At 66.2% G+C, this 19,924-nt stretch carries 14 protein-coding genes and 1 tRNA gene; 9 read left to right on the top strand and 6 right to left on the bottom strand.

All coding sequences use genetic code 11. The annotated features are described in order from the left end of the window. Window positions 1–143: 143 nt before the first annotated feature. The 5 genes from ACCD07_RS25790 to ACCD07_RS25770 all read right to left on the bottom strand — a co-directional run bounded on the left by ACCD07_RS25790 (window position 144) and on the right by ACCD07_RS25770 (window position 5,800). A tRNA-Ser gene (locus ACCD07_RS25790) sits at window positions 144–233 on the bottom strand. A gap of 48 nt (window positions 234–281) precedes the next feature. Beyond that, window positions 282–2,369, bottom strand: a complete 2,088-nt coding sequence (locus ACCD07_RS25785; protein WP_353404684.1) for a putative bifunctional diguanylate cyclase/phosphodiesterase — start codon at window positions 2,367–2,369, stop codon at window positions 282–284. Between the two features lie 3 nt (window positions 2,370–2,372). Then, window positions 2,373–3,539, bottom strand: a complete 1,167-nt coding sequence (locus ACCD07_RS25780; RefSeq protein ID WP_413448977.1) for an EAL and HDOD domain-containing protein — start codon at window positions 3,537–3,539, stop codon at window positions 2,373–2,375. A gap of 247 nt (window positions 3,540–3,786) precedes the next feature. Beyond that, a complete protein-coding gene (locus ACCD07_RS25775; RefSeq protein ID WP_176653596.1) occupies window positions 3,787–4,404 on the bottom strand; it encodes a response regulator in 618 nt (205 codons plus the stop codon). 22 nt (window positions 4,405–4,426) lie between these two features. After that, window positions 4,427–5,800: a cache domain-containing protein gene (locus ACCD07_RS25770; RefSeq protein ID WP_353404683.1), complete on the bottom strand. Its 1,374-nt coding sequence runs from the start codon at window positions 5,798–5,800 to the stop codon at window positions 4,427–4,429. A gap of 182 nt (window positions 5,801–5,982) precedes the next feature. On the opposite strand from ACCD07_RS25770, the gene ACCD07_RS25765 reads away from it, so the two are divergent. From ACCD07_RS25765 to ACCD07_RS25750, 4 genes are all read left to right on the top strand, one after another. Next, window positions 5,983–8,055, top strand: a complete 2,073-nt coding sequence (locus ACCD07_RS25765; RefSeq protein WP_176653594.1) for a carbon starvation CstA family protein — start codon at window positions 5,983–5,985, stop codon at window positions 8,053–8,055. Next, entirely contained in the window at window positions 8,055–8,255 is a 201-nt protein-coding gene (locus ACCD07_RS25760; protein WP_176653593.1) for a YbdD/YjiX family protein, read from the top strand. The genes ACCD07_RS25765 and ACCD07_RS25760 overlap by 1 nt, the downstream gene beginning before the upstream one ends. A gap of 114 nt (window positions 8,256–8,369) precedes the next feature. Beyond that, window positions 8,370–9,239 carry a ThiF family adenylyltransferase gene (locus ACCD07_RS25755; RefSeq protein ID WP_413448976.1) on the top strand — a complete coding sequence of 290 codons (870 nt, stop codon included), beginning with the start codon at window positions 8,370–8,372 and terminating at the stop codon, window positions 9,237–9,239. Then, window positions 9,236–10,336 (top strand): nitroreductase family protein, encoded by a 1,101-nt coding sequence (locus ACCD07_RS25750; RefSeq protein ID WP_353404681.1) that lies wholly within the window; start codon window positions 9,236–9,238, stop codon window positions 10,334–10,336. The genes ACCD07_RS25755 and ACCD07_RS25750 overlap by 4 nt, the downstream gene beginning before the upstream one ends. Window positions 10,337–10,353: 17 nt before the next feature. Here ACCD07_RS25750 and ACCD07_RS25745 read toward each other — a convergent pair whose 3' ends face one another. Further along, entirely contained in the window at window positions 10,354–11,574 is a 1,221-nt protein-coding gene (locus ACCD07_RS25745; protein ID WP_176653590.1) for a glycosyltransferase, read from the bottom strand. 172 nt (window positions 11,575–11,746) lie between these two features. Here ACCD07_RS25745 and ACCD07_RS25740 point away from each other — a divergent pair, with 172 nt between their 5' ends. The 5 genes from ACCD07_RS25740 to ACCD07_RS25720 all read left to right on the top strand — a co-directional run bounded on the left by ACCD07_RS25740 (window position 11,747) and on the right by ACCD07_RS25720 (window position 19,914). Beyond that, entirely contained in the window at window positions 11,747–14,614 is a 2,868-nt protein-coding gene (locus tag ACCD07_RS25740; protein WP_413448975.1) for a response regulator, read from the top strand. 1 nt (window position 14,615) lies between these two features. Beyond that, the gene (locus tag ACCD07_RS25735) at window positions 14,616–16,808 is read left to right on the top strand and encodes a putative bifunctional diguanylate cyclase/phosphodiesterase (protein ID WP_353405198.1); all 2,193 of its coding nucleotides are present in this window, start codon (window positions 14,616–14,618) and stop codon (window positions 16,806–16,808) included. Window positions 16,809–16,877: 69 nt separating this feature from the next. Continuing rightward, window positions 16,878–17,840, top strand: a complete 963-nt coding sequence (locus ACCD07_RS25730) for a hypothetical protein (RefSeq protein ID WP_413448974.1) — start codon at window positions 16,878–16,880, stop codon at window positions 17,838–17,840. Then, window positions 17,827–18,906: a radical SAM protein gene (locus ACCD07_RS25725; RefSeq protein ID WP_413448973.1), complete on the top strand. Its 1,080-nt coding sequence runs from the start codon at window positions 17,827–17,829 to the stop codon at window positions 18,904–18,906. The genes ACCD07_RS25730 and ACCD07_RS25725 overlap by 14 nt, the downstream gene beginning before the upstream one ends. Before the next feature lie 9 nt (window positions 18,907–18,915). Beyond that, the gene (locus ACCD07_RS25720; RefSeq protein ID WP_413448972.1) at window positions 18,916–19,914 is read left to right on the top strand and encodes a hypothetical protein; all 999 of its coding nucleotides are present in this window, start codon (window positions 18,916–18,918) and stop codon (window positions 19,912–19,914) included. The last annotated feature ends 10 nt before the right edge of the window (window positions 19,915–19,924 follow it).

The following is a 19,924-nucleotide window of genomic DNA, read 5'->3' as shown; positions in this document are numbered from 1 at the left end:
CCCCCCCCCCCCCCGAGGCTGGGCGCAAAGCGCCCAGCAGTTGGACGATTCGGAGCGGGATGGCCCTGCAGGGCCATGCCCTTCGAATCTCACACTCCGCCAAGAAATAAATAAACCGCCAGATGGCGGTTTATTTTGTTTCTTGGCGGAAGCGGTGAGATTCGAACTCACGAACAGTTTAACCCGTCGCCAGTTTTCAAGACTGGTGCCTTCAACCACTCGGCCACGCTTCCTAAGTGTGCGACATTATACAGATTTCACCCCGATAATGGCCGTTTTCATCACGCGGCCCTGCTGGATTGCCCCGGTGTCCAGTTTTCGCGCAGCGCCTGCTCGAATTCTTCCGCTCCCAACGGACGCGAGAACAGATAGCCCTGCACCTCGTCGCAGCCCGAATTTTTCAGGAACGCCAGCTGCTCGACCGTCTCCACGCCTTCGGCGATCACCTTGTGCTTGAGCTGCTGCGCGATGCTGATGATGGTGTTGGCGATCGCGCAATCGTTGGCGTCGCTCGGGATGCCGATCGTGAACGAGCGGTCGATCTTCAAGGTGTCGATCGGGAAGCGCTTCAGATAGGACAGCGACGAATACCCGGTACCGAAATCGTCCAGCGACAAGGTCACGCCCATCGCCGTGATCAGGTCCATGATGCCGATCACGCGGTCGATGTTGTGCATCAGCGTGCTCTCGGTGATTTCCAGTTCCAGCCACGACGGCTCCAGCCCGTAGCGGTTCAGCGTGTCCAGCACCCGCCCCGGCAAGGTCGAGGTGAACTCGCGCGCCGACACGTTGACCGCCAGCCGTATCGGCGGCAATCCCACGTCCTTCCACACCTTGGCCTGCGCGCAGGCCGCCTCCAGCACCCATTCGCCGACCTGCACCACCAGCCCGGTGGCCTCGGCCAGCGGGATGAATTCGGCCGGCGGCACCAGCCCGCGTTCCGGATGGCGCCAGCGCACCAGCGCTTCGGCGCCGATGATCTTGCCGCTGGTGATGGAGAACTTCGGCTGGTAATGCAGCAGCAGTTCGCCGTTGCCCAGCGCATGCCGCAGGCCCGATTCGATGCGCATGCGTTCCTGCATGCCCTGGTTCATGTCCTGGCTGTAGAAGGCGACGTGGTCGCCCTCGGCTCCGCCCTCCTGCTTGGCGCGGTACATGGCGATGTCGGCCAGCCGCAGCAGGGTTTCGGCGTCGCCGCCGTCCTGCGGATAGACGCTGATGCCGATGCTGCCGCCCACGCGCAGGTCGTGGCCGTCGATGAGGATGGGGGTGTTCAGCGTGGCCAGCAGTTTTTGCGCGACCATGCTGGCTTCGAAGTGCTGCCCCAGCTCGAACAGGCCGACCGCGAATTCGTCGCCGCCCAGCCGCGCCACCAGGTCCTGGTCGCGCAGCACGGCGCGGAAGCGGCGCGCCACTTCGCGCAGCAGCTCGTCGCCGATCCTGCGGCCCAGGGTGTCGTTGATCAGCTTGAAGCGGTTGAGGTCGATGAATAGCACGCAGCCGCTCAGCTTGCTGCGCTGGGCCACCGTCAGCGCCTGGTCGACCAGCTTGGTCAGCAGCGAGCGGTTCGGCAGGTCGGTCAGCGCGTCGTAGTAGGCCAGGTGGTGGATGCGCTCTTCCGCCATCTTGCGTTCGGTGATGTCGGTCAGGTAGGCGATCAGGCCGATCGAGCGGTCGTTGATGTCGCACAGCGGGGACAGCGACAGGCTGGCCCAGAACACTTCGCCGGATTTCTTCTTGCGCCGCACTTCCATCAGCCGGCCGCCCTGCGCCAGGAAGGCGTCGTCGAAGCTCTCGTCCTCGTCGTCGTACAGGAACAGGATGTTGCGGCCCAGCGCTTCGACCGCGGTGTAGCCGAACAGCCGTTCGGCGCCCTTGTTCCAGCTGATGATGAAGCCGTTCATGTCCATCGTCAGCACCGACTCGTGGATGTGGTCGAGGATCTGCGCCTGGTGCTGCAGCTGCGCTTCCACCTGCACGTAGGCGTGCGTCGAGCGCTGCGCCAGCGAATGCACCTGCAGCACGCTGGCCGCCAGCGAAGCCAGGCTGGCCAGGTGCTGGCGGTCGATGTCGGTGTAGTGCTGCTGGCGGCCGGAGACGACGAAGCGGCCGAAGTACTGGCCTTCGAAGACGATGTCCTGCGTCAGGCTCTGCACGGCGTCGTCGTTGGCAGCCAGCACCTCCTCCACCGGCGGATGCAGCAGCATGGCGTGGGTGTCGGCCGGCAGGAAGTCGCCCAGCGGACTGTTCATCACGCTGCGCACGATGCGTCCCAGTTCCTCGTTCAATGCGGTGCCCCGCAAGCGCAGCACCGCGTCGCACAAGGCCGCGCTGTTGCTGAGGAAGTCGGAGACGGGGTGCGCGAGCATGGTTTATATATTCCTGCTCACCTGGATCGCCCAGTGGTAAGCCTGCAGTTGCGCGCCCCAATAGGTCTCGTGATCGATGCCGGCCTTGGCCAGGCCGGCGCCGTCGTGTTTTTCCACCAGACTGAGCAGCTCGCCCAGCGGGCCGCCGCGGTCCAGCAGCGCCATCACCACGTCCAGGTCCAGGCTCAGCGCGGCGACGATCTCCGTCATCGGCATGCCCAGCAGCACGTCCAGCAGCGAGAACACGCCGGCCACGAAGGCCATGTCCTGCTGGTCGCGGTCCCAGCCCAGCGCCTTGCTCAGCGCTTCCATGTGCGCCGCCCGCACCGCCGCCAGCGGCAGCAGCGGATTGGTCATGCCGTCGTCCTGCTGGCGCGCGTACAGCAGCAGTTGCAGCCAGCGCTGCAGCTGGCGCCGGCCCAGCACGTTGATGGCCTGGCCGAAGCTGTGGATCGGCGAACTGAGCGCGAACGCGGCCGAGTTCACCAGCTTCAATAAATGGTAGGACAGCGCCGGATCCTGCTTCAGCAGCACTTCCAGTTCGCGCGAGTCGGCGTCGCGGGCCAGCAGGCCCAGCAGCGCCAGCAGGCGCTTGCGCGAGGTGCCGTCGCCGGCGTTCATGTCGTGCGGTGGATGCATGGCGAAGTCGCCCGTGAACCAGCTGAAGCCGGCCGCGGCGCATTCGGCGATGCGCTGTTCGCTGCCCATGCCGGTCGCCAGGTGCGGGCCCGGCTGGCCCACCAGCGCCAGCACCGGCGGCAGGGTCAGCGATGCGTCGTAGGCCAGCGACTTGGCGCCGCACAGGGTGGCGCCCATGCCGGCCACGCCGTCGACCATGATGCGGTAGCCGGCGTCGGCATAGCCGGCCAGTTTCTTTTGCACGGCCGCGTCGGCGCAGGCGTCGGCCGGCACGCGCAGGATCACGTTGCTGGCCGGCAGCGACTCCAGCTGGGACAGTTCCAGCTGCAGCGGATGGGGAATGGGGAGGATGCAGTCCAGCGGCGCCAGCGCGGCAAACACGTCCGGCGTCTTGAGCAGGGTCAGCGCCGCCTGGAAGGGATCGCCGGACTCGGGAGACAATTCAAAAGCCAGCGCCACCCACTCATTATGAGCGTTGGACACCGCTTGCAGTTTCACCAGTGGAAACAGGCTGGATTCAGGCGCAGACATCAATATCTCATTGAGGGTAGTGCGCGCAATCTTAGATCACCCATTGACTTAAAGCAACCAAATACCATGTTGATAGTAACGTGATTAGCAATATGACCAGTATAGGACCAATTTACTGCGCGCGAAACATTTTCTTTTGCATAACGACAGTTACGATTACGTAACCGGCACAGGAATATAGCAGATATTGCCGAGCGAACACGCACTGTTAAAAATTGCTCACTGGTATGGCAAGTGGCACCCGGTTTTACTGGGCGTGCTGGACCGCGAAACGTATCAATTCGGCCTGCCCTTCGATGCCCAGCTTGCGCTTGATGTTGAGCCGGTGGGTTTCCACGGTGCGCACGCTGAGGTCGAGCGCGCGGGCGATCTGCTTGTTCGATTCGCCGTTGGCGATGTGGCGCAGCACCTCGTGCTCGCGCGAGGTCAGCTGGTTGTCCTGGTTCTGCGGCTGGGCCAGCTGGCGGGCCAGCGCGGCGCTGTAATAGATGCCGCCGGACATGACCGTCTCGATCGCCACCACGATATCCTTGCCCGGCGCATCCTTGAGCACATAGCCGCGCGCGCCGGCCTGGATCGCCTGCGACACGTACTCGAGCTTGTCGTGCATCGACAGGATCAGCACGGCGATGCGCGGGAACGCCTGCTTGAACTGGGCCGTCGCCTCGATGCCGTTGGTGCCGCGCATATTAATATCCATCAGCACCAGGTCGATGTCGCACTGGGCCGCCTGCTCCAGCGCCTCGGCCGCGCCACCCGCCTCGGCCACTACCTGGAACTGCGGCATCGCCTCGAGCCGCGCGCGCAGGCCGTCGCGCACCAGCGGGTGGTCGTCGACCAGCAGGATTTTGATTGTAGCTGTCATCGTGTTCTGCTCTTTAACTGTTCTAACTGTTGTTGCCGGCAAACGCCGTGACCACCGTGCCGTCGGCCGATGACTGGATCCCGAAGCGGCCGCCGATGGCGTCCATGCGCTCCATCATATTGCGCAATCCGATTCCGCGCTGGGGATGCAGCGCGATGCCCTCGGCGTCGAAGCCGGCGCCGTCGTCGCGGATGGTCAGCGTGACGCCGCCCGCCCCGCCCGCGAGGCCGATCTCGATATGGCCGGCGCCGGCGTGGCGCTCGATATTGGTCAGCGCCTCCTGCGCCAGGCGGAACAGCACGGTGTTGGCGACGTCGGGCAACTCATCGGTGCTGCCGGATGCTGTGAAGTGTACCGGGGTTCCGCTGCTGAGGGTGTACTCCTGGCCCAGATGGTGCAGCGCCGCAGCCAGCCCGAGGTCGTCGAGGATGGCCGGCCGCAGGTTGTGCGAGATGCGCCGCACCTCGCCCATCACGTTGCTGAGCTGGTCCGCCGCGTGCTCGAACACCTTCTGCGCCGCCTGCAGCTGGTCCGGCTGGTCCGATGCCAGGCTGTTGTTGAGCCGAATGATGCCGGCCTCGATCTGCAGCTTGATCGACACCAGCCACTGGCTGATGCCGTCATGCAAATCGCGCGACAGCCGCGCCCGCTCCTCCTCCTGCGACTCGACCACGCGCTGGGCCAGCACCTTGAGCTTGGCGTCGGCCACGCGCAGTTCGCTGATGTTCAGCGCCAGCCCGGAACTGGCCACCGCCACCGACGCGGCGATGGCGATCGCCGCGATCCACAGCATGGTGTTGTGGATGTTGCCGGACTGCTGGACATCGACCTGGGCCAGCGCCCGGTCGACGTCGTCCAGATAGATGCCGGTGCCCATCATCCAGCCCCATTTCGGCATGGCGATCACATAGCCGAGCTTGGCGACCGGCTTGCGGGTGGACGGCTTGACCCACATGTAGCGCTCCAGCCCGCCACCCGCGCGGGCCCGCCGCAGCAGGTTCTGGATGGTCGGCTGGCCCTGCTCGTCGCGCAGCTCGAACAGGTTCTGGCCCACCAGCTCCGGCTGGCGCGGATGCATCAGCGTATTGCCCTGCATGTCGTAGAGGAAGAAATAACCGTCGTCGCCGTAGCTGAGCGAGGCCAGGATGCGCTTGGCCTCGTTCTTGGTGGCATCGTCGTCGCGGCCCGACTCGTACAGGCTGGCGATCGAGTGCGAGGCCAGCGCGACGTAGTGCTTGAGCTCGGCCTCCTTGCTGCTCAGATAGGCTTGCTGGATGGTGGCGTGCTGCTGGCGCGCCAGCAGTTCCGACTGGTGGCGGACGGCGAAGGCGATCGCGCACAGCGCCAGGATCAGCGGCGTGATCGCCAGGAAAATAACTTTTTGCCGCAGTTTCATGGCTTTGTCTCGTAATTATTCTGTAGGCGCGATTCTACGCCCCCGGCGCGGCCGCCAGCCTACGTAGTGATACCGAGCGATAGTGCGTATTGGTGCGCTTGTACGGGTTATCAGCTTGCTGAATACTGATCATAAGCTGCCAAGATGCCATCGGAGCAGCGCCTGACCACCTTGGAGGAAGCATGAAAACATCAACACATCCCCTGGCCGGCAAGCTGGGCTGGGCCGCCCTGTCGCTATGCGGCGCGGCCGCGCTGGGCGTCATCGCCCTCAAGCGTGGCGAAGCGATCAGCGCCATCTGGATCGTCATCGCCGCCGTCTGCGTCTACCTGATCGCCTACCGCTTCTACAGCCTGTTCATCGCCGACAAGGTGCTGGGCCTGGACAGCAAGCGCATGACCCCGGCCACCCGGCTGAACGACGGCCTCGACCACGTGCCGACCAACAAATATGTGCTGTTCGGCCACCACTTCGCCGCCATCGCCGGCGCCGGCCCGCTGGTCGGCCCGGTGCTGGCCGCGCAGATGGGCTACCTGCCCGGCATGCTGTGGATACTGGCCGGCGTGGTGTTTGCCGGCGCCGTGCAGGACTTCATCGTGCTGTTCATCTCGATGCGCCGCGACGGCCGCTCGCTGGGCGACCTGATCAAGTCCGAACTGGGCCAGATCCCCGGCATGATCGCGCTGCTGGGCACCTTCATGATCATGGTCATCATCCTGGCGGTGCTGGCGCTGATCGTGGTCAAGGCGCTGACCGGCTCGCCGTGGGGCAGCTTCACCGTGATGGCGACCATCCCCATCGCGCTGTTCATGGGCGTGTACACGCGCTACATCCGCGTCGGCCGCATCGGCGAGGTGTCGATCATCGGCTTCGTGCTGCTGATGGCGGCCATCTTCGGCGGCCAGCTGGTGCAGGAAAACGCCGCGTTGGCGCCGATGTTCACCTTCACCGGCACCGAGCTGACCTGGATGCTGATCGGCTACGGCTTCATCGCCTCGGTGCTGCCGGTGTGGCTGCTGCTGGCGCCGCGCGACTACCTGTCGACCTTCCTCAAGATCGGCACCATCGTCGGCCTGGCGCTGGGCATCGTCGTGGTCGCGCCCTACCTGAAGATGCCGGCCATGACCAAGTTCATCGACGGCACCGGACCGGTCTGGGCCGGCTCGCTGTTCCCCTTCCTGTTCATTACCATCGCCTGCGGCGCCGTGTCCGGCTTCCACGCGCTGATCTCGTCGGGCACCACGCCGAAGATGATCGAGAATGAAAGCCACGCCCGCTTCATCGGCTACGGCGCGATGCTGATGGAATCGTTTGTCGCCATCATGGCGCTGGTGGCCGCCTCGACCATCGAGCCGGGCGTCTACTTCGCCATGAACAGCCCGGCCGCGCTGCTGGGCACCACGGCCGAGTCCGCCGCACACGCGGTGTCGCAGATGGGCTTCTACATCACGCCGGAAATGCTGACCCAGACCGCCAAGGACGTCGGCGAAGCGTCGATCATCTCGCGCGCCGGCGGCGCCCCGACCCTGGCCGTGGGCATGGCGCAGATCCTGTCGGGCGTGATCGGCGGCAAGGTCATGATGGCGTTCTGGTACCACTTCGCGATTTTGTTCGAAGCGCTGTTCATCCTGACGGCGGTGGACGCCGGCACCCGCGCCGGCCGCTTCATGCTGCAGGACTTGCTGGGCGCGTTCGTGCCTTCGATGAAGCAGACCGACAACGTGTTCGCCAACCTGACCGCGACCGGCCTGTGCGTGGCGGCCTGGGGCTACTTCCTGTACCAGGGCGTGGTCGATCCGCTGGGCGGCATCAACACCCTGTGGCCGCTGTTCGGCATCGCCAACCAGATGCTGGCGGCGATCGCGCTGATCCTCGGCACCTGCGTGCTGTTCAAGATGAAGCGCGCCAAGTACGCGTGGGTGACGATGGTGCCGACCGCGTGGTTGCTGCTGTGCACGCTGACGGCCGGCTTCCAGAAGATCTTCGACGCCAATCCCAAGGTCGGTTTCCTGGCGCACGCCGCCAAGTACCGCGCCGCGTTCGACGACGGCAAGCTGCTGGCGCCGGCCAAGTCGGTGGCGCAGATGCAGCAGGTGATCTTCAACGACTACCTGGACGCGTCGCTGGCCGGCTTCTTCGTGATCGTCGTGCTGAGCGTGCTGGTGTTCGGCATCCGCACCGTGCTGGTGGCGCGCGCCGCGTCGCAGCCGACCGCCAAGGAAAGCCCGGTGGTCTTGATCCCGACGGTGCAGTGATGTTGGGCGAAATCGCCAAGGCGGGCCGCTATCTCGGACAAAGCATGCGTCTGATGATGGGCCTGCCGGAATACGACACCTACGTCACGCACCGGGAAGCCACGCACCCGGGCGAGCCGATGATGACGTACGAGGAATTCTTCCGCGAACGCCAGGAAGCCCGCTACGGCGGAGCAGGCAAGCGCGGCGGTTGCTGCTAATAACCTGGGGACAGTTCAAACTGTCCCCGTTTTTTTTCGTTCAGCGGGAACTTTACAGCGTCCCCATGTGTCAAAACCTGTTGAGCCGCGTAGTCGGCAGTTTCCGGGAGACACATGTCACGCACGTTTTCTTATCAGCAGGCATTTGCCCGCAACATCGGCTGGGTCACGCAGGCCGAACAATCTATTCTCCAGGGCAAGCGCATCGCCATCGCCGGCATGGGTGGCGTCGGCGGCGTGCATCTGCTGACTTTGGCACGCCTGGGCGTCGGCACCTTCCACATCGCCGACTTCGACACCTTCGACATCGCCAACTTCAACCGCCAGGTCGGCGCCACCATGTCGACGCTGGGCCAGCCCAAGGTCGAGGTGCTGGCCAACATGGCGCGCGACATCAATCCGCAGCTGCACATCACGCGCTTCCCCGGCGGCGTCAACGACCACAACATGGCAGCCTTCCTCGAAGGCGTGGACTTGTACGTCGACGGCCTCGATTTCTTTGCCTTCGGCGCGCGCCAGGCCACCTTTGCCGCCTGCGCGCGGCTGCGCATACCGGCCGTCACCGCCGCGCCGCTGGGCATGGGCACGGCGGTGCTGACCTTTATGCCGGGTAAGATGACGTTCGAGGAATACTTCGGCTGGGGCGACCTGCCCGACGAGGAAAAGGCGCTGCGCTTCCTGATCGGCCTGGCGCCGGCCGGCCTGCACGGCGGCTACCTGGTCGATCCGTCCGCCATCAACCTGAAGGAGCGGCGCGGGCCGTCGACCATCATGGGCTGCGAACTGTGCGCCGGCGCCGCCGCCACCGAGGCGCTGAAGATCCTGCTGAACCGCGGGCCGATACTGGCGGCGCCGCACGGTTATCATTTCGATGCCTATCGCAACAAGCTGGTGCGCACCTGGCGTCCCGGCGGCAACCGCCATCCGCTGCAGCGGCTGGCCATGATGCTGGTGAAGCGGCGCCGGCGCGGAGAGCAATCATGAGCAAGATGGAACAGCACCTGGACGCCACGCTGGAACAAATCCTCGAACTGGCGCGCTGGGCGCCCAGCGGCGACAACACGCAGCCGTGGCGCTTTGAAATCCTCGACGCCCGCCGCCTGGTGGTGCACGGCCACGACACCCGCGACCATTGCGTCTACGACCTCGACGGCCATCCCAGCCAGATGTCGATCGGCGCGCTGCTGGAAACCATGGCCATCGCGGCCAGCGGCCACCAGCTGGAGATGCGCGCCACGCGCAACGAGCGCGCGCCCGACGCCCGCCCCACCATCGACGTCGAATTCGTGCCGGCGCCTGCGCTCGAGCCCGATCCGCTGGCCGACTTCATCCTGCCGCGCAGCGTGCAGCGCCGCCCGCTGAGCCGGCGTCCGCTGACGGCGCAGGAAAAAGCCGCGCTGGCTGCCGCGCTGCCGTCCGGCTACCGCGTGCACTGGCTCGAGGGACGCCAGCGCCTGGCGGCCGCGCGGCTGATGTTCCGCAACGCCAAGCTGCGCCTGACGATGCCCGAGGCCTGGCAGGTGCACAAGTCGGTCATCGAATGGAACGCCCGCTTCAGCGAGGACCGCATCCCCGACCAGGCGCTCGGCGTCGATGCCGTCACCGCCAAGCTGATGCGCTGGATCATGCAGCGCTGGCAACGCGTGGAATTCTTCAACACCTGGCTGGCCGGCACGGTGGCGCCGCGCCTGCAGATGGATTTGATCCCCGGCCTGGCCTGCGCCGCCCATTTCGTGCTGGCGGCGCCGCGCCGGCCGCAGCGCATGGACGACTACCTGGCGGCCGGGCGCGCCATGCAGCGCTTCTGGCTGACCGCCACCGCGCTGGGCCTGCAGCTGCAGCCGGAACTGACGCCGCTGATCTTCGCCCGCTACGTGCGCGACGGCCGCGTCTTCTCCAGCGCACGCGGCATGCAGCAGAGCGCGGCCGACCTGGCCCGGCAGGCCGCCGCGCTGGTCGGCGAGCAGGTATGGGAGGCGGCGGTGTTCATGGGCCGCATCGGCGCCGGCGAGGCGGCGCAGGCGCGCTCGCTGCGGCGGCCGCTGCGCGAACTGATCGTCGGCCCGGAGCGGGGCCGCTGAGGCGCGGCTCCGTTTTTTTATTCCTTGCTCCCCCCTTCGCCGGCGGCACGCGCCAGTACCTTCCTGAACCGCTCGCCGATGTCGTAGCTACCGAACAGCGACGCCATCCGGCCCGCCGCCGCGCGCGCGGCCGGCTCGTCCACCAGTTCCATCACCCTGGCGCGCAGTTGCTCCTCGTTCAAGCGGTCCGAACGCAGCAAGACGCCGGCGCCGGCCGACACCACGCCGTGCATATTCAGGTACTGATCCAGGTTGCCGGCGATGCCCAGCACCGGCACCCCGGCCGCCAGCGCCTGCTGGCTGGTCGGGCTGCCGCCGTTGCAGATCACCAGCCGCGCGCGCCGCGCCGCCTCCTCGCCCGGCAGATAGTCGGCCGCGCGCGCGTTGTCCGGCAGCGGGCCGGGATCGACCTGGCCGGCGGTGGCGGCGATCACCTGCACCGGCATCGGCGCCAGCGCGCGCAGTATCTGCGGCAGCAACGCGCCCTGGCCCGAACTGCCCAGCGTCAGGTAGATGACGGGCGGCTCGGCCGCCATCGCGTCCCACCACGCCGGCAAGGGCGTCGGCGGCGACCAGGTGACCGGCCCCAGGTAGGAGTGGGTGTCGGGCAAGTCGTGCGCGGGGAACATTTCCGGGATGTCCGAGTACAGCACGTAGTCGGCGTCGGTGTAGATGCGGCGCAGGTCGTGACCCAGCGACGGCAGGCGGTAGCTGCGCCGCACCTGGTTCAGCGGCATGCTGTGCAGCGCGAAAGCCAGCGGCTGCACCAGCCGGAACAGCGGATCCGCCAGCGCGATCGGCAACGCCCGCGCCAGCCCGATCGCCGGCACCTGGTAGTGCTGGCGCACGTACGGACTCCAGTAGGCATTGATCAGCGCCACGTACGGCACTCCGGCCCGGCGCGCGCTGACCGACAGCGACAGCCGGAAGTCGCCCACCACCACATCCGGCCGCACCGCCTGCAACACGCGCAAGTCGTCCTGCACGTACTGCTGCAAGGTGGCGGCGTCGTACACCGGCCGGCCGGCCGCCAGTGCCGCCAGGAAACGCTCGCTGGAGATGCTGTGCACCGTCCAGCTGCTCAGGTTGCTGCCCTTGAAGAACATTTCATAGCCGGCCGCGCAGGCGAAATGCACATCGTAATACCGCCGGTCCAGCGTTTGCGCCAGCGCCAACGGTCGTCCGACATGGGCGAGCGTGACCGCTTCGGCCAAAAACAGGATTTTTTTTCGTTCCATGCCCCTAGCTTGGGGGGCGTGGGAGGCTATTGTTTGAGAATCCTCAAAAGTGCGGGCCTTAGATACAGATCAACGTCGCAGGCAGGCGGAGGATATATTTTTCCTACTGGCACTTAGTGTTCTGTTTGCTGCGTCGACGATTCGGCGTTCACCGTTTGCAACCACCTAAGCAATGTTCAATTTCGAACGTTCCGGTCTGAGCCAGAAACTGACCATCATCTCGGTGCTGTCGACCGGCAGCGCGTTGATGCTGGTGTTCATCGCCTTTGCCGCGACCGCGGTGCTGAGCCGCACCGACGACGAGCGCAAGCAGCTGGCCTCGCTGGCCGGGGTGATCGGCAACAACCGCGGGGCGGCGCTGCGCAGCGCCGACCGCAGGCAGGCCGGGCAAACCCTGGCCACGCTGGGCGTGGCGGACGACGTCCGGCAGGCGGCGCTGTACGACAGCGAGGGCCGGCCGCTGGCCCGCTACATGGCCGCCGGCCTGTCCCCCGCCACCGAGGCGGCGCCCCCCCTGCCTACCCCTGCTCCTGCCCCGGTTGCCGGCGCCGACGTGAGCAGCGTGCGCGGCGGCACCTGGTGGGCGCCGACACTGCGCCTGTACCGCCCGCTGCACGGCAAGGAAGACGAGCTGATCGGCACGGTGATGATCGAGGTCGCGCAAACCCGGATGTGGCTGGACATCCTGAAGAATATGGCGGCGGCGGCCGTCGCCGCCATCCTGTCGTTCATGATGGCGCTGCTGACGGCGGCGCGCTTCCGGGGCAGCATCGCCGAACCGGTCGCCAAGCTGATCACGGCGGCCCAGCAGGTCAGCCGTGGCCAGGCCACGGCGCGCATCGTCCACCAGCGCAGCGACGAGCTGGGCGCGCTGACCGACAGCTTCAACGACATGCTGGCCCAGGTCGAGGCGCGCGACGTCGCGCTGGCCGACTACCGCGAGCAACTGGAGCGCCAGGTCGGCGTGCGCACCGAGCAGCTGGAAAAGGCCAAGAACGCGGCCGAGGCCGCCAGCCAGGCCAAGAGCGCCTTCCTCGCCACCATGAGCCATGAGATCCGCACGCCGATGAACGGCGTGCTGGGCATGACCGAGCTGCTGCTGGCCACGCGCCTGACCGAGCAGCAGCGCCACTACACCAGCATGGTCAAGCGTTCGGGCGAGCACTTGCTGGTGATCATCAACGACATCCTGGACTTCTCCAAGATCGAGGCCGGCAAGCTGACCGTTGAATACATCCATTTCAATTTCCGCGAATTGCTCGACGATATAGACAACGTCTTCTCGCCGCAGGCGCAGGTCAAGGGCATCCGGCTGGAGCTGGCGGTGTCCAACGACATCCCGATCGCCATCTGCGGCGACCCGAGCCGGCTGCGCCAGGTCATCTTCAATCTGCTGGGCAATGCCATCAAATTCACCGAAAGCGGCAAGATCACGGTCAAGGTCGCCGTGACGCAGGAGGATGCGCAAACCGTCGGCCTGCGTTTCGAGGTGCACGACACCGGCATCGGCGTCTCCAGCGACGCCCGCGCGCGCATCTTCGACTCGTTCTCGCAGGCCGACGGCTCGACCACCCGCAAGCACGGCGGCACCGGCCTCGGCCTGGCGATCTCCAAGCAACTGGTCGAGCTGATGGGCGGCACGATCGGCGTCGATCATGCGCCAACGCAAGGATCGATATTTTGGTTTGCCGTAAATTTCGACAAGCGCCGGGTTGAAGTCGATGACCCGTCCTTCCATCACACCACCCAGGAATGCCGCGTTTTGATCGTCGATGAGAACCCCACCAGCCGGACCGAGCTGGAACAATTGCTGCGCCGCTGGCATATCGCCGGCACCAGCGCGACCGCCCACACCGCCTTGCCTGCCCTGCGCCAGGCGGCGGCCGACGGCCGGCCCTACAACGTGGCGCTGCTGGACATGGAGCTGCCGCGCACCAGCGGCCTGGCGCTGGCGGCCGCGATCCGCGCCGCCGTCGATGCCGAGCCCGATCTGCCCAGCCCACGGTTGTTGCTGTTGAGCACGGATCGCAACGCCGCCGACAGCGTGCAGCGGCGCCAGGCCGGCGTCGCCTTCCAGCTGGTCAAGCCGCCGCGCGAGTCGGACCTCTACGATTGCCTGCTGCCGCCGGCCCGCCCGGCCGACGCCGGTCCGGCGCGCGCGGCGCCGCAGCCGGACCGCAGCGGGGCGCACGCCGCGCCGGCCGCGCCGCCGCTGGCCGCGCTCAGTTCCAGCCCGACGCCGGCGCCCCGTGCGCGCCGGCGCCGCAAGGTGCTGCTGGCCGAAGACAATCCGGTCAACGTCGAGGTGGCCAGCGCCATGCTGGAAGGGCTGGGACTGGACGTCAGCCGCGCCTGCAACGGCGAGGAAGCGCTGCGCTCGGTGCTGCACGGCGATTACGACCTGATCCTGATGGATTGCCAGATGCCGGTCATGGACGGCTTTGCCGCGACCAATGAAATCCGCCGCCATGAAAAGCAGCGCGGCCGCACCCGCAGCCTGCCGATCATCGCCATCACCGCCAACGCGCTGCAGGGCGACCGCGAATCCTGCCTGGCCGCCGGCATGGACGATTACCTGAGCAAGCCGTTCACCCAGCAGGCGCTAGGACAAACCATTTCGCGCTGGATCAGCCTGCCGCGCATGCCGGCCCCGCAGGAAGCCGCCGCCACCGGCGACCTGCCTGGCGGCCAGATCAACCGGCAGGCGCTGGAAAACATCCGCGCCCTCAGCGCCGTCCATGGCGACGCGCTGCTGGAACGGGTGCTGCAAGCCTATCTCGACGACACCCCCACCCACCTGCAAACGCTGCGGCAAGCCATCGCCATCGGCAACATCAGCCAGATCCGCAAGGCCGCGCACAGCCTCAAGTCCAGCAGCGCGAACGTCGGCGCCGACGTGATGGCGCAGCGCTGCAAGGAGATGGAGCAGCTGGCGCGTCACGACACCACCGCCGGCGCCGCTGCCCTGCTGGCGGACATGGACCGTTCTTTCCAGGCCGTGCGGCAGGCGTTGGGAGCTATCCTGGAAAAGGAAATATGACATGGCAAGCTCAACCTCCCCCAAGCGCGGCCTGGTGCTGGTCGTCGACGACGATCCCGTGATGCGGCTGCTGATGCTGGAAATGCTGGCCCAGGTCGGCCTCGACGCGGTCGAGGCCGAAAACGGCGACAAGGCCGTGGCCTGCTATCAGGCGATGGCGCCGGACCTGGTGCTGCTGGACGTGGAAATGCCCGGCATGGACGGCTTTGCCGTGTGCCGCGAAATCCGCCGGCTGGAAACGCAGACGACCGTGCCCATCATCATGGTCACCGGCGGCGACGAACTGGAATCGGTGACCCAGGCCTACGAGGCCGGCGCCACCGATTTCGTCTCCAAGCCGATCAACTGGCCCATCCTGGGCCACCGGGTGCTGTACGTGCTGCGCGCCAGCGACGCCATCACCCGCCTGCGCATCGCCGACGCCCACCACCGCGCGGTGCTGGCGGCGATCCCCGACACCTTCTTCCGCATGAACAAGGACGGCTACTACCTGGACTACGAACAAGGCCATGAGGCCAGCGGCGTATTTTCCAGCGACCACTGCGTCGGCCGCCACCTGAGCCAGGTGTTGCCGGAGGATATCGCCCGGCACATGCTGGAGCAGGTGCAGACCGTGCTCGAGACGCAGCACATCCATTCGCTCGACTACGAGCTGCCGATACCCGGCGCCGCGCCGCGCGTGCGCCAGGGCGAGCATGCCGCCCCCGCGCCGGTGCGGCACTTCGAGGCGCGGCTGGTGGCCACCGGCGCCGACGAGGTGCTGGGCCTGGTGCGCGACATCAGCGAGCGCAAGCGCACCGAAGAGCAGATCCGCCGCCTGGCCTATTGTGACAGCCTGACCGGCATCCCCAACCGGCAAGCCTTCCTGGAAACGCTGGAAGCCGAGCTGGTGCGGTCGCGCAAGGCCAACAAGAAGTTCGCCGTGCTGTTCATGGACCTGGACGCCTTCAAGCGCATCAACGACACCTTGGGCCACGACGTCGGCGACCACCTGCTCAAAGCCGTCTCCGAGCGCCTGCGCGAAACCACGCGCCCCAGCGACCTGGTCTCGCGCACCGAGCTCGGCGGCAACAACCTGGCGCGGCTGGGCGGCGACGAGTTCACCATCCTGATCCCGGACCTGGAGCGGGTCGAGAACGCGCTCAACGTCGCCCACCGCGTCAAGGAGGCGATGCGCCGCCCCTTCCTGCTGGGGGCGCATGAAATCTTCGTCACCGCCAGCATCGGCATTTCGCTGTATCCGGAGGACGGCGAGGATTGCAACTCGCTGCTCAAGTATGCGGACACGGCGATGTACCACGCCAAGAACTGCGGCAAGAACAACGCCAAGCTGTACAGCTCCTCGCTGACGATGCAGATCATGAGCCACGTCAAGCTGGAAGTGGGCTTGCGCAAGGCGCTGCAGAACGACGAGCTGTACCTGCTGTACCAGCCGCAGATCGACGTGCAGAGCTCGCAGATCGTCGGCGTCGAGGCGCTGGTGCGCTGGCGCCATCCCGAGCGCGGCATCATCTCGCCGACCGAGTTCATCCCGCTGGCCGAGGAAACCGGCCTGATCGTGCCGATCGGCGAATGGGTGCTGCGCACCGCATGCCGGCAGGCGATGGCGTGGCAGGCGATCGGCCAGCGGCCGGTGCGCGTCGCCGTCAACCTGTCGGCCAAGCAGTTCAAGGACGAGAACCTGACGCAGATCGTCATCTCCACGCTGCACGACACCGGCCTGCCGCCCGAGTTGCTGGAGCTGGAGCTGACCGAAGGCACGCTGATGGACGATGCCCGCGCCACCATGGTCACGCTGGAGCAATTGCGCGCCATCGGCGTGTATCTGTCGATCGACGATTTCGGCACCGGCTATTCGTCGATGAACTATCTGAAGCGCTTCGACGTGCGCGCGCTGAAGATCGACAAGAGCTTCATCAGCGGCCTGCCGCAGGATTCGGAAAACGCCGCCATCACGCGCGCCATCATCGCCATGGCGCATGGCCTGAAGATGGCGGTGGTAGCCGAAGGCGTGGAGACCGACGCCCAGCTCGTGCTGCTGGAAGAGTACGGCTGCGACATGGCGCAAGGCTACTACCTCGGCCACCCGTCGCCGCCGGAATCGATCAACATCATGCTCGGCAACCAGTTCGCCCTGGTCGGAACCGCGGCCAACGACACCGCGCCCAAGATAAAGTTCCCTGCTCAGCTTTGACGCCCATCCCTCCGCCGCCGGCTCAGCTGTCTATGATGAATAGACCGCTGACCGATCACAGGAGTTCGTATGGACGACAAAGAACATTCCTTCCGCCTGGTGTTCGCGCCCGAGCGGCATGCCCATCGACGGCCGCTGGTGCTGCGGGCGGCAGGCGTCGCGCGCCGGGTGGACGCGCTGTTCAAGGCGATGGCGCAGGATTACCTGCTGCGCGAACAGTTCGTCACCGATCCGGCGCAGGTGCTGGCCGAATATGTCGATGGCGGCCAACTGCCGGAGCAGCGCAGCTCGGTCAGCAACCAGCTGGTGTATGCGTTGCTGTCCAATCGGCGCTTGCTGCGCTGGCTGAGCGACTACGCGGGCGAAAACCGCCACCGTACTCCCAGCCGCAATGAATTCATGACCGCCTTCGGCCATGCCGTCGTCGAACATGGCGGCGACCATGTGGTGCTTGCGCTGATACGCAGCGGAATCGAAAGCGCCTCGCCGTTCGCCACCATCGGCGTCGAACAGGCGATGCTGTTCACCAGCAGCCCGATCTTCGCCAGCGGTTTCCTGGTGCCGACCGATCACCGCACGATCAACGACTCCAATAGCACGCAAAGCTTCGAGCACAGTTCGGCCACCATCGGCACCGGCCCCGGCACGCAGCACGGCACGGAAGTGCGCACCGACGGCAACGGCACCCAGACCGGCACCCATCTGGGCACCGATGACGGAACGGACGATGGAACCGACGACGGGACCGACGATGGCACCGATACCGGCACGGACACCGGCACCGATACGGGCACCGACACCGGTACCAATACCGGCACGGATACAGGCACCGACGACGGTACGGACGACGGAACCGACGACGGCACGGACGGTGGCACCGACACCGGCACCGACGACGATTCCCGCTTCGATCCCTACCGCGGCCAGGAATACATCCGCGTCACCATCGAAGCGCTGGTGCAGTACGCGGCAACGTTGCAGGCACGCGGCATCCTCAACATCGTCGACGAGCAATTCAATGTCTCCCGCTGACACGGAAACGGCGATGCTGCGCCGGCGCGGCCACACGCTGTCCATCATGCCGACCTTCACCTGCCCGGCCAAATGCGCCGACTGCGGCACGCTCTCCAGCCCGCGCGACCGCACCCGGCTGGAACCTGCCGTGGTCCTGGCCGCCATCGACGAGGCCAGGCATCTGAATTTCCACAACATCGTCTTCACCGGCGGCGAAGCCACGCTGGAATGGAAAACGCTGTTACTGGGTATCCGCCGCGCCGCCGATCATGACTTTCCCGTGCGGCTGGTCACCAACGCGCACTGGGCCACCAGCCTGGAGACCGCCCGCGCCAGGCTCGCCGAACTGATCGACGCAGGCCTGTCCGAAATCAACTACAGCACCGGCGACGAGCACGTCCGTTTCGTGCCGCTGGAGCGCGTGGTCCTGGCCTGCGTGGCCGCCTGCGAACGCCGGTTCCGAACCCACGTGATGATGGAGCTGAAGCAGGACCGCGGCATCACACCGGACATGATACTGGAGCATCCACTCATCACCGCGTTGCCGCCCCACCAGTTCGATGCGCTGACGATATTGAGCAGCCCATGGATGCCGCTGCGCCACGAAACGATTTATCAATATCCAGAGGGCGTGGCCTGCGACGTGCAGGCGGCGGCGATACGCGGCGGCTGTTCCAGCGTGCTGAAGACCTACACGCTGCAAGCGGACGGCCGCATCGGCGCCTGCTGCGGCCTGGGCCTGCGCGTCATCCCCGAGCTCAACGTTGCCGATACGGCGCAACCGCAATTCCTGCGCCGGGCCATCCTCGACGCCGAGGAAGACTTCCTGAAACTGTGGATACACCATCAGGGCCCGGCCAAGATTGTCGCCTGGGCGGCCACGCACGACCCTTCGATCAGCTGGGAAGGCATGTACGCGCACCAATGCCAGATGTGCCAGCGCCTGTACCACGACGACGCCGTGCGCAAGGTCATCGCCGAGCACTGGCAGGAAATGATCGCCGACGTGCTGCAGGCGGCCTGGCTCGACAACGTGCACATCCCGGACACGCTGGGCAAACTGTCTGCGGCAGTCAACGCCTAGGACCGCGAGATGACGCAGGCGTCCTCCCCACTTTCCGTTGCCAAGCTGCGCCACGACGTCGCCCAGTTTTCCTATCTGCAGCGCCTGGGGGCCTTGGGAACCGAATTCACGCCCATCGTAAAGCGCTACCGTCAGATTGCCGACCAACTGGCCGCCAGCAAGATCAGCCGGCGCGAACAGCTGACATTGGCCGAGCAGATACAGATCGGCGCCGTCTACAACCGCACGGTCTACCTGCGCCCCACGCCGCGCGTCGAGCAACCGTTCTCCGGCACATGGCAAGGCGCGGAGGTGGAACAGGCGTATCAGGCCCAGGCGCCGGGCATCGTCGTCATTGACGACTTCCTGTCGGCGGAGGCGCTGGAGGGATTGCGCCGCTTCTGTCTTGAGTCGACGATATGGTCGTCGCTGCGGTATTCGCACGGCCGCCTGGGCGCGCTGTATCACAACGGCTTCAACTGCCCGCTGCTGCGCCAGATCGCGCACGCGCTGCGCCGCACGCTGCCGCAGCTGATCGGCGAGCGTCACCGCCTGACGCAAATGTGGGCCTACAAATATCCGCCGCTGCTGCCCGGCGACGATATCCATGCCGACTTCGCCGCCATCAACGTCAACTTCTGGCTGACGCCGGACGACGCCAACCTCGATCCCGAAAGCGGCGGCATGGTCATCTACGATGTGGAGGCGCCGCCGGATTGGGACTTCACCAGCTACAACCGGCGGCCGGACCTGATACGCCGCTACCTCGGTTCGGTCCAGGCGAGTGCCCGCTACATTCCGTACCGGCAGAACCGTGCGATCATCTTCAACTCCGACCTGTTCCACGGCACCGCCGCCTGCCGCTTCCGCGACGACTACGAAAGCCGCCGCATCAACGTGACGATGCTGTACGGCCATCGCCGCAACGATGCCTTCCGCCGCCCTCCGCCGGCGCCCGAGCGAACCGCCGATGCCACCGAGCCATACGCAGCCTGGCGATCCGCCGCGTTGCGCCGTTCCCGCCGCTAGAAAAAAGGAC

It is taken from the genome of Duganella sp. Dugasp56 (genome assembly GCF_047304105.1).
GTDB lineage: Bacteria > Pseudomonadota > Gammaproteobacteria > Burkholderiales > Burkholderiaceae_D > Rugamonas > Rugamonas hordei.
The sequence above is the reverse complement of the archived record's forward strand: the minus strand, read 5'-3'. Positions and strand labels throughout refer to the sequence as shown.